Below are 10,475 nucleotides of genomic sequence, written 5' to 3' on the forward strand. Positions count from 1 at the left end.
GATATGGCCCCCTTTCGACAAGTTGTTGTATAGCAACTCAACTTTAACCGATGTGGTCTTATCCTTCATCCTTTTTTATTCAACTGTCCAAGATGTATTGTACTCCTACATGAATAAGTTAATTCTATTATACCTGTACCCTTGCAAAAAGTCAAAAAATTAGATAGAATAGTAAAATAGATATCAAGGAAGATTTTGTATTCTGGTAGAAAGAGGGGCTGCCCCTTTGTTGTATGATTATTCTGCCCCGCAGTGGCTGCTGGTTTTTTATCTGTACTGCTTTCTGGGCTGGTGCTTTGAATCCACCGTCGTATCCCTACAACAGCGGCGGTTTGTCAACCGCGGCTTTTTGCGCGGGCCGATGCTGCCGATTTACGGCTTTGGGGCGACGATTCTGCTGCATGTTTCGCTGCCGCTGTATGATCGGCCGGTGGAATTGTTTTTTGCCAGCATGCTGGCGGCGACGGTATTTGAGTATGTTGTCGGCGTGGTGATGGAAAAACTGTTTAAGGTCAAATACTGGGATTACTCCACCCATCGGTTTCAGTTTCAGGGGCGCATCTGCCTGCAATCTTCGCTGTGCTGGGGCTTTTTGGGGTTGATTTTGGCGCGGGCGATCCATCCGCCGGTGGAGACCATTGTGGTGATGCTGCCGTTCTGGCTGCTCATTGTGGTCGATGTGCTGCTTTCGGTTATGTTCGCGAGTGATGTTGCGGTATCCGTACGCACGGCATTGGATTTGGCACGTATGCTGGAGGAGCTGGATAAATTGCGTGAGCAAGGCGCGGAGCTTCGCAGACAGCTTTCCGAGACCGCTTTGGTGCAGCTGACCCGTCTGTCATACCGTGTGGACGAAGCGCGCGGCGAATGGTCGGAGAAAATGGATGACGCCCGTGAGCAGTTTTCTGAACGCATAGGCGGCGCACGGGAGCAGTTCTCCGAGCGGATGGACGGTGCCCGCGAGCAGCTTGCTGACGCGAAGGAGCAGATTCTTGCGCGGCTGGATGAGCTGCAAAATCGCTTTGACGAGCAGGCAGCGAGCCTTGGCCGCATCCGGAAAAGCATGCTGCGCGGCAATCCGACGGCGCGGTCTGCGCGCTATGATGCCGTGCTGCAGCGCCTGAAAAAGCGGATTGACACGCGTCGCCGCGGTTAAAACTACACAAAATGCACAAAATGATGCAAAATGATGCCATTACATGCGCGCGTTTCGTCAGTTTTTCGCTTGCTAAAATGCGCGCTCGAGGTGTATATTAGTAATACACCGGAGAACCTATCGTTTTGGTGGAGTATCCGTGAATTGTGTATCCCCTTTTTGGAGAGAAAGGCTTGAGATAAAATGAAAAGATTTGTTTATGCGGACAATGCGGCAACGACCCCGCTGTCCGAAACCGCATTTAACGCGATGAAACCTTGGCTGACCGAGTTTTACGGCAACCCGTCCTCGCTGTATCGTATCGGCCGCGAGGCTAAGATGGCGCTCAACGAGGCGCGCACGACAGTCGGCAAGTGCCTGAACGCGGCGTCTCCGGTCAACGAGGCCAATGACTACGCCCCGGGTGAAATCATTTTCACCGGCGGCGGTTCGCAGGCGGACAACCTTGCTATTCGCGGCTTTATGCACGGGCCGACGGCAAAAGGCCGCAAGCATCTGATCACCTCGAAGATTGAGCACCACGCGGTGCTGTACACCTGTGAGGCACTGGAAAAAGAAGGCTTTCGCGTCACTTATTTGGATGTGGACAAGGAAGGCCATGTCGATCTCGAGCAGCTCAAGCGGGAACTGAGCGAAGATACCGCGCTGGTCAGTGTCATGGCGGCGAATAATGAAATCGGCACCATTCAGCCACTGAAGGAAATTGCGGCGCTCGCCCATTCGGTCGGCGCAAAGTTCCATACGGATGCGGTGCAGGCGATCGGCCATATGCACATCGACGTGCAGGAAATGGGCATTGATATGCTGTCGCTGTCCGCGCATAAGTTCTGTGGCCCGCGCGGCGTGGGTGTGCTGTATCTGAAAAAGGGTATTGCACTCGAGCCGCTGGTGTACGGCGGCGGACAGGAGCGCGGCCTGTGCTCGGGCACCGAAAACACTGCGGGCTGCATCGGTCTTGCCGCGGCGATGAAGGAAGCCGTTGAGGGCATGGATGAGAAGATGGGCTACGTGAAGCGCCTGACGGATAAGCTGGTCAAGGGCGTGATGGACAACATTCCCTATACGCACTTTACGGGCGATCCGAAAAACCGTCTGCCGGGCACGGCGTCGTTTGTATTTGAGGCGGTCGAGGGCGAAGGCCTGATTCTGATGCTGGACAACATGGGCATCTGCGGTTCGACCGGCTCGGCCTGCTCGACCGGTTCGCTTGACCCGTCTCATGTGCTGATGGCCATTGGCCTGCCGCACGAGATTGCGCACGGTTCGCTGCGTTTGACACTGGGCGAGCAGAATACCGAAGAGGATGTCGATTACATCATCGAGACGGTGGCACAGGTAGTGTCCACGCTGCGCTCAATGAGCCCGGTATGGGAAAACGGCAAACCTAACCTGACCGCAGCAAGTGAGCTGCACGAACATCACTAAGATAGATTTAGCAGAAAAAGGAGATTTTTTCTATGCAATACAGCGAAAAGGTATTCGATCACTTCACCCATCCGCGTAACGTGGGAGAGATTGAGGACGCTAACGGCGTCGGTGAGGTCGGCAACGCCAAGTGTGGCGATATCATGAAGATTTATCTCAAGGTGTCGGATGACGGCGTCATTGAGGATGTCAAGTTCAAGACCTTTGGTTGCGGCGCGGCAATTGCGACCAGCTCGATGGCGACCGAGATGGTCAAGGGCAAGACGCTGGAAGAAGCGCTCAAGCTGACCAATAAGGCGGTTGCGGAGGCACTGGACGGCTTGCCGCCGGTCAAGATGCACTGCTCGGTGCTTGCCGAGGAGGCGCTGCGTTCGGCTATCGCGGACTATTACAAGCGTCTGGGCAAGGATCCTACTGAGATTCTTGGCTGTGACATGGATTGCGCCGCTTGCCACCACGAGCATGACGAACACGCGCATTAAGTTGTAAACACACGCATACACTGAGGGCAGATTGCAAAATCTGCCCTCAGTTTGTCGAAATATTGCGCGCGGAGCGCGTATTTTATCAGAAAATAGCAGTGTGCTGCTATTTTTATCAAAAGGCCCAGCTTTGCCGGGCGTTTTGATGCGTGAATCATTCGCTCGGAAACGTGTTTCCGAGCGATAGCAGGGCAGATTGCAAAATCTGCCCTTTTGGCGTGTCTGAAGGAGGGAAGACAGCCTGCAATGACAGAAATTACAAAAAGTATAACATTCCTAAATGAATACAAAGTGTTAAAAAGTGCGATACAGCAGGGCAAAACGCCGCTGCTGGCGGTGGGACTGTCCGCGATCCATAAGGCGCATCTCGCGGCGGCGCTCGGACTGGACACCGGCCGTCCGGTGTGCGTGCTGACCGATGACGATACGGCAGCGGCGCGGTTTGCGCTCGACTTGCAGGCCTTTGCCGAGCGCGAGGTGCTCACCCTGCCTGCGCGTGAATTGGTCATGGCGGATGTGGTGGGGGTGTCGCGCGGATATGAGCAAAAACGCCTTGCCGTACTGGATGCTCTGCCGGATGCGGCCTTTTCGGTGGTGTCCGTGCAGGCGGCTGTGCAGCGCACCCTGCCGCCCGACGCACTGCAAAGCGCGGTGGTGCAGCTTGCCGTCGGACAAACCGTGCCGCTGGAAACACTCACGCAGCAGCTGATCCGTGCGGGTTACGAACGCTGTGTGCAGGTCGAGGGTATGGGTCAGTTTTCGGTGCGCGGCGGTATTCTGGATGTGTTCCCGCCGCAGGCAGCCAACCCATATCGCGTGGAGTTCTGGGACGACGAAATTGATTCGATTGCGACCTTTGACGTGGGCAGTCAGCGGCGGCTGGAAACCGCCGAAACACTGCGCTGTCTACCGTGTATGGAAACGCTGCCGCATCTCGCGCAGGGTGGCGCGAAGGGGCTGGCGAAGGCCGTGCGTGGGCTGCTTTCCACCCGTAAAAAGAAGCATCCTGACCTCGTGGCGCATATCGAGCGCGATGCGGAGCGACTGGAGGAGACTGGCGCACTGCCTGCGGCGGACAAATACCTGCCGCTGGTCTATCCAGAACTGGCGACCGCGCTCGATTACCTGCCGGAAAACGCGATTGTGCTCATAGAGGATACGCCGCGTCTGCGTGACGCCGTGCGCGATTTTGCCGCTCGGATTGCGGATGACGTGACTGCGCTGCTCGAGCGCGGGGAGATGGCCCCCGGGCTGGACGGCTATGCGCTCGACTTTGGCGCGCTTGCCCGTATGCCGCATACGATTTTGCGGCTGGATAGTTTCCTGAATAACGTGCCCGAACTCGCACCGCAGCATTTGGAAAACTTTGTTGCCAACCAGATGAACGCCTATGGCGGCAATCTGGACATGGCAGCAGCCGATATCCGCGGTTATACCCAGCAGGGACGTGCGGTGGCTGTGCTGTGCGGCAGTGCGCTGCGATGCCGCAATATGTGCGATGCGCTGACCGAAGCCGGTTTGACGGCAACAGTCAGCGACCTGCTGCCCAAGGGCGGGCAGGTGTGCGTCATGGAGGGTACGCTGTCCGCGGGCTTTGAATATCCCGACCTCGGTCTGGTGGTCATCACGGAAGGGCAAGTGCTTGCACGGCGCAAAAAGGCGCAGGTCAAGAAGTCGAACCGTGATCGCGTCAAGTCGTTCACCGACCTGACACCGGGCGATTTGGTCGTGCATGAGCATCACGGCATCGGTCGCTTTGTCGGCATGGAACGCATGACGGTGGACGGTGCGGAGCGCGATTTTATCAAGATTGCCTTTGCGGGCACGGATTTTTTGTATGTTCCGGCGACGAGCCTTGACCTGATTTCCAAATATATCGGCGGCGGCGAGCCGGAAAAGGTGCGGCTCAATAAGCTCGGCGGCGCGGATTGGTCGCGCTCCAAGGCGCGGGCCAAGGCGGCGGCTAAGGAACTGGCCGAGGGGCTGATAAAACTGTACGCCGAGCGCGCTAAGGTCAAGGGGTTTGCTTTCCCACAGGACGACGCATGGCAGCGCGAGTTCGAGGAAGCCTTCCCTTATGAGGAAACCGACGACCAGCTGCGCTGCATCGCGGAAATCAAGATGGATATGGAGTCCGATCGGCCGATGGATCGTCTGCTGTGCGGCGATGTGGGCTTCGGCAAGACCGAAGTTGCGCTGCGCGCGGTGATGAAGTGTGTGCTGGCGGGCAAACAGGCCGCCATCCTTGTACCGACTACCGTGCTTGCGCGTCAGCATTACCTGACCGCCTTGCAGCGGTTCCAAGGGCATCCGGTAACCATTGAGCTGCTCACACGTTATAAAACCGGCTCGGAGCAAACCAAGCTGCTCAAAAAGCTGGAGGCCGGCTCGGTCGATATCGTGATCGGCACGCATAAGCTGTTTAATAAGAAGATCAAGTTCAAAGATTTGGGTCTGCTCGTCGTGGACGAGGAGCAGCGTTTCGGCGTTAGCCACAAGGAAACGCTCAAGGAACTGTCCAAGAATGTGGACGTGCTGACGCTGTCGGCGACGCCTATCCCGCGCACGCTCAATATGGCACTGAGCGGCATCCGCGATATGTCCTCGATTGAGGAGCCGCCGCTCGACCGTCATCCGGTGCAGACGTTTGTACTGGAGCAGAATGACGGCGTACTGTTGGACGCGATTCGTCGCGAGCTGGCGCGTGGCGGACAGGTATACTACCTGCACAACCGTGTGGAATCTATCGCGCGGTGCGCCAATCTGTTGCAGCAGCGTCTGCCGGACGCGCGCATCGGCATTGTGCATGGCAAGATGACGCAAAAGGAGATTGCCGCCGCGATGAACGCCATGGCGGACGGTGAAACCGACATTCTGGTCTGCACGACCATCATCGAGACCGGCATCGACATCCCGAATGCCAACACGCTGATTATCGAGAACGCGGACAACATGGGACTTGCTCAGCTGCACCAGATTCGCGGGCGCGTCGGCCGGTCGAGCCGCCACGCCTACGCCTATCTGTGCTACCGACGCGGTAAGGCGCTTTCCGAGATTGCGCAAAAGCGGCTGTCCGCCATCCGCGAGTTCGCGGCGTTCGGCTCGGGCTTCAAGATTGCCATGCGCGACCTTGAAATTCGCGGCGCGGGCAATGTTTTAGGCCCTGAGCAGTCGGGCCACATGATGAGCGTCGGCTATGACCTGTACCTTAAGCTGCTGGAAGAGGCCGTGCAGGAAGAGAAGGGCGAGACGCCCAAGCCGCGCGTGGACTGCGCGGCCGAGCTGCTGTTGAGCGCCAACCTGCCGTCCGACTATGTGCCGGATGCGGGTCAGCGCGTTGATTTGTACCGCCGGATTGCGCTCATCCGCACGGAGGAGCAGAAGAGCGACATGCTCGACGAGCTGATCGACCGTTTCGGCGAACCGCCTACGGAAGCCGTGGCGCTGCTGGATATCGCGCTGCTGCGTAGCCGTGCCAGCGATCAGGGCATTTCGGAAATCAAGGAACAGGATGGCCGTCTGCTGCTGACCTTTGCCCAGACCGACTTTGCGCGCCTGTCCGCGCTGTGTGGGGATGCGGACTTCCGCGGTCGCTTGCTGCTCAATGCAGGCTCAACGCCGTATCTGTCTCTGCGGCTGAACAAGGGCGAAGCGCCGCTCAACATGGCGGAAACACTGGTCGGCAAGTACGCGCAGACCGCATAACAAAAAAACACCCGATGGAACGTGGTTCCCATCGGGTGTTGTATCTTTTCAGTCGGCCCGGTTTATGGCATCCAGAATGTCCGCCATCTTTTGGTTGAGTTCGTCCAGATCGAGATCATATCGCTCACCGGAGAGATAATACGCCATATCGGTGCTGGCGCGGTACTTAATCCATTCTGTGATATCCACCGAATCCGTCCCTACCGGGAAGTCATAGGAGAGATGTGCCATCGAAGGGGTGATCAGGGAGGCATCTTGCACAGCGGCGCGCATGCAGGGAATGACCGGTGTCATGTACACATCTCCCACTTTCTTTGCACCGCCGGCCAGCCAGCGATCGGTTTCGGTCAGTGCACCCATATCGACGAGGTCGCGCAAAAAGGACTGGTATTCATCGTAGCTCATATCATCCGTGTCGTATTTCTCGTTTAATGCTTTGAGCTCTTCTTTAGTCAGTGCATCCACGCCCGCAGAAGGATTGCGCTGCTCCAGCTGTTCCAGCAAATCTTTCGTATATGCGGCAAATTCTTCCTTATTCTCGTCTTTAACCGTGGCGATCGGCAGCAGATTGCCGTTTTCCAGCGTATGCGTTGTGACATTGAACCAGTTGCTTTGGAATCCACCGATTGTCATGAAATCTCTTCCTTCCTGTGGTGATTGTAAAAGGCAAAATGTCATATATTATACATATCGTCCGCAAAGTGTTGAGAGATAACAGGTGAGCAGAGTGGCGGCTTGACTTTTACACGGATTGTTGCTATACTGGCACTGTAATATAGAAACGTATGCAAAGACGCGGGAAAAGTAACCGTTTCTTGGCGCGCGAATAGAGAGAAGCCCCTCGGCTGAAAGGGCTTTGCGCGCGGGGCGGCGAAGTGCGCCCGTCGAGCATCGGGGTCAAACGCCCCGCGGGACGCACCCGTTATCCTGCATCCGAGTGAAAAACAGGAGTGGAACCGCGACACCATGCCGCCTCTTTGACAAAAAGAGGCGGCTGTATTTTTGTAAAATTATCTCGATAAGGAGAGTGTGATATGAAACTGTTTAACACCCTGACCCGCCAGAAGGAGGAGTTCGTCCCGATCACCCCGGGTGAGGTCAAAATGTATTCCTGCGGCCCGACCGTGTATAACTATTTCCACGTCGGCAACGCGCGCCCGTTCATCGTGTTCGACCTGCTGCGCCGCTACTTTGAGTACCGTGGCTATAAAGTGCAGTTTGTGCAGAACTTCACCGACATTGACGACAAGGTGATCAATAAGGCCAACGAAGAGGGCGTGGACTTCAACGTCATCGCTGACCGCTATATCAAGGAGTACTATGTGGACGCGGAAGGTTTGGGCGTTGGCAAGGCGACCGTGCATCCCCGTGCGACCGAGACGATGGACGCAATCATTGACATTGTGCAGAAGCTGCTCGACAACGGCCATGCCTATCTTGCGCCGAACGGCGACGTATACTTCCGTACCAAGTCCGACCCGAGCTACGGCAAGCTATGCCATCAGCCGATGGAGGAGCTGCAAGCGGGCGCGCGTATCAGCGTAGGCGAAGTCAAGGAGGACCCGATGGACTTTGCGGTCTGGAAGGCGGCAAAGCCGGGTGAACCCGCATGGGACACGCCGTGGGGCAGTAAGGGCCGTCCGGGCTGGCACATTGAGTGCTCCGCGATGGTCAATAAGTACCTCGGCCCGACCATCGATATCCACTCCGGCGGTCTTGACCTGATTTTCCCGCACCACGAGAACGAAATTGCCCAGTCTGAGTGTGCAAACGGCTGCGCTTTTGCGCATTATTGGCTGCACAACGGCTTTTTGACCATCGACAATGAGAAAATGTCCAAATCCAAGGGCAACTTCTTCATGGTGCGCGACGCGGCAAAGCAGTTTGGTTATGAGACTATCCGTATGTTCATGCTGTCCGCGCACTACCGCACGCCGCTAAACTACTCGGCTGAGTCGCTGGAGATGAATAAGGCATCGCTGGCGCGTCTGTACGAGGCGCGGAATAACATGGAGTTCCGCATCGAAAAGGCCGAGGGCGACACGATGACCGCGGAGGAAGCGGCCAAGATGGAAGCGCTTGCGGCGTACAAGCAGAAGTTCATCGACGCGATGGACGACGATCTGAACACGGCGGACGCGCTTTCCGCCATCTTTGAGCTGACGCGCGAGATCAATGCCTATATGGGTGCGCATCAGGACGCAAGCAAGGCGTTCCTGACCGCGGCGCACGATCTGTTCATGGAGCTGACCGGCGTTTTGAATCTGGTGCAGAAGCGCGACGACGCGGTAGATCCGGACGCGGAGAAGATCGAAGCGCTGATTGCGCAGCGCGCGGCGGCTAAGAAGGAGAAGAATTTTGCGGAAGCCGACCGCATCCGTGACGAGCTGGCTGCGATGGGTGTCACCATCAAGGATACCCGTCAGGGCACCCAGTGGAGCCGCGCATAAAACGAAAAATGAACGGCCACCCCAAGGAGAAGGTTCTTGGGGTGGCCGTATGGCTTTGTCAGGGTGTTCACGTGCCGGTAATGCGGGCGATATGAAGCGTGAGATACAGCAGCTCGCTTTTGCCGGCATCAAAGTCGTATTCCTGTAAAATCGCACCACAAATCATCTGCGCACAAGCGAAGGCAGCGGGATACTTATGCTGTACGGGGGGAAGAAGGTCGGCGTCGCGGTCGCCGTAGCGCTGACCCGCGGCAATACGGCGCGCTAAAAACTTCAGATGGGCGACAAAACGGCAAAAATCGAGCGAATCGTGTTCGGGTTCGACACCAAACTGTTCCCGAATCAGTCCGAACACTCGCTGCATCAGACAGGTCATGTCGTAAACCTCGGGTAATTCTCCGCCACCCTCCGCATTGACAAAGTGCATGGCGATAAAGCCCGCTTCATCCTCGGCAAAATCGATGCCGGTTTCCTCGCGGATGAGGTCAACGGCGGCGCAGCCCGCCCGGTACTCCTCCGGATAAAACTGACGAATATCCCACAAAAGCGGATTGGACAACTCAATATTCTGCTTGTGCCGCTCAATCGCGGCTGAAATATGGTCAGGCAGGGTAACATAAATACTGTCCGACAATGCTGCGCTCAGTGTGTGCTTGGCATGGTCGATAATGCGCTCGCTGAGCAAAAAATGCGGCAGTGGAATACTGGTCAGCAATTGCTGAAAGCGGTCGGACAGCTGTCCGGCATGCAGCGTGAAGCGCTTTTCAATCAGGTGTGCAGGGGCGCTGTCGCCGGTGTGACGGCCAAAACCCAATCCCCGCCCCATCAACACGGTTTCCTCGCCGGTTTCATCCAGCGCAATGACTACATTATTGTTCAGAACCTTTTGAATTTGCATGCCTTCACCTCTCTGTCAGCCGCAGCCCGTATTCTTCGTCGGAAAACAGAGAAGCACTTGAAAGCGTGGTCACAGTGATTTTCCCTAATTGCATCGAATCGACGCATGCTTTCGGCGTATGCGGCATATCCGCTGTTCCTGTTCCCTTTCCGTATATTGAAACAAGTATACCATGCCTTCAGCGCAGCGGTCAATGATACCGGGACAGGCATGCTAAAAAATTGCAAAGATTTGTTTTCGTTTGTCGGGTGTAGGTTTGTCAAACATATTGGACAGAGAACTCTAAAGGAGAAAGCCAACCCAGAGGCCTCATGGGAAAGTTATTGGAGCAGCGGTTATGGACAGCAAGCTGCTTTGTG

Annotated in this window: 7 protein-coding genes; 5 read left to right on the top strand and 2 right to left on the bottom strand. The window is 56.3% G+C overall.

The annotated features are described in order from the left end of the window. Positions 1–226: 226 nt before the first annotated feature. The 4 genes from ACTQ3V_RS14650 (at position 227) to mfd (ending at position 6,768) form a co-directional block, all read left to right on the top strand. On the top strand, positions 227–1,156 hold the full coding sequence (locus ACTQ3V_RS14650) for a putative ABC transporter permease (RefSeq protein ID WP_441468164.1): 930 nt from the start codon (positions 227–229) through the stop codon (positions 1,154–1,156). A gap of 183 nt (positions 1,157–1,339) precedes the next feature. Continuing rightward, positions 1,340–2,581 carry a cysteine desulfurase family protein gene (locus ACTQ3V_RS14655; RefSeq protein WP_441468165.1) on the top strand — a complete coding sequence of 414 codons (1,242 nt, stop codon included), beginning with the start codon at positions 1,340–1,342 and terminating at the stop codon, positions 2,579–2,581. 32 nt (positions 2,582–2,613) lie between these two features. Next, on the top strand, positions 2,614–3,063 hold the full coding sequence (gene nifU, locus ACTQ3V_RS14660; protein ID WP_441468166.1) for a Fe-S cluster assembly scaffold protein NifU: 450 nt from the start codon (positions 2,614–2,616) through the stop codon (positions 3,061–3,063). 246 nt (positions 3,064–3,309) lie between these two features. Continuing rightward, complete coding sequence (gene mfd / locus ACTQ3V_RS14665) at positions 3,310–6,768, top strand: transcription-repair coupling factor (protein WP_441468167.1); 3,459 nt, start codon at positions 3,310–3,312, stop codon at positions 6,766–6,768. 48 nt (positions 6,769–6,816) lie between these two features. On the opposite strand, the gene ACTQ3V_RS14670 is transcribed toward mfd, so the two are convergent. Further along, a complete protein-coding gene (locus ACTQ3V_RS14670) occupies positions 6,817–7,401 on the bottom strand; it encodes a hypothetical protein (protein ID WP_441468168.1) in 585 nt (194 codons plus the stop codon). 401 nt (positions 7,402–7,802) lie between these two features. On the opposite strand from ACTQ3V_RS14670, the gene cysS reads away from it, so the two are divergent. After that, positions 7,803–9,218 carry a cysteine--tRNA ligase gene (gene cysS, locus ACTQ3V_RS14675; RefSeq protein WP_441468169.1) on the top strand — a complete coding sequence of 472 codons (1,416 nt, stop codon included), beginning with the start codon at positions 7,803–7,805 and terminating at the stop codon, positions 9,216–9,218. Between the two features lie 67 nt (positions 9,219–9,285). On the opposite strand, the gene licT is transcribed toward cysS, so the two are convergent. Next, the gene (licT, locus tag ACTQ3V_RS14680; RefSeq protein WP_441468170.1) at positions 9,286–10,116 is read right to left on the bottom strand and encodes a BglG family transcription antiterminator LicT; all 831 of its coding nucleotides are present in this window, start codon (positions 10,114–10,116) and stop codon (positions 9,286–9,288) included. Positions 10,117–10,475 lie beyond the last annotated feature (359 nt).

This window comes from Candidatus Agathobaculum pullicola, from assembly GCF_052117205.1.
GTDB lineage: Bacteria > Bacillota > Clostridia > Oscillospirales > Butyricicoccaceae > Agathobaculum > Agathobaculum pullicola.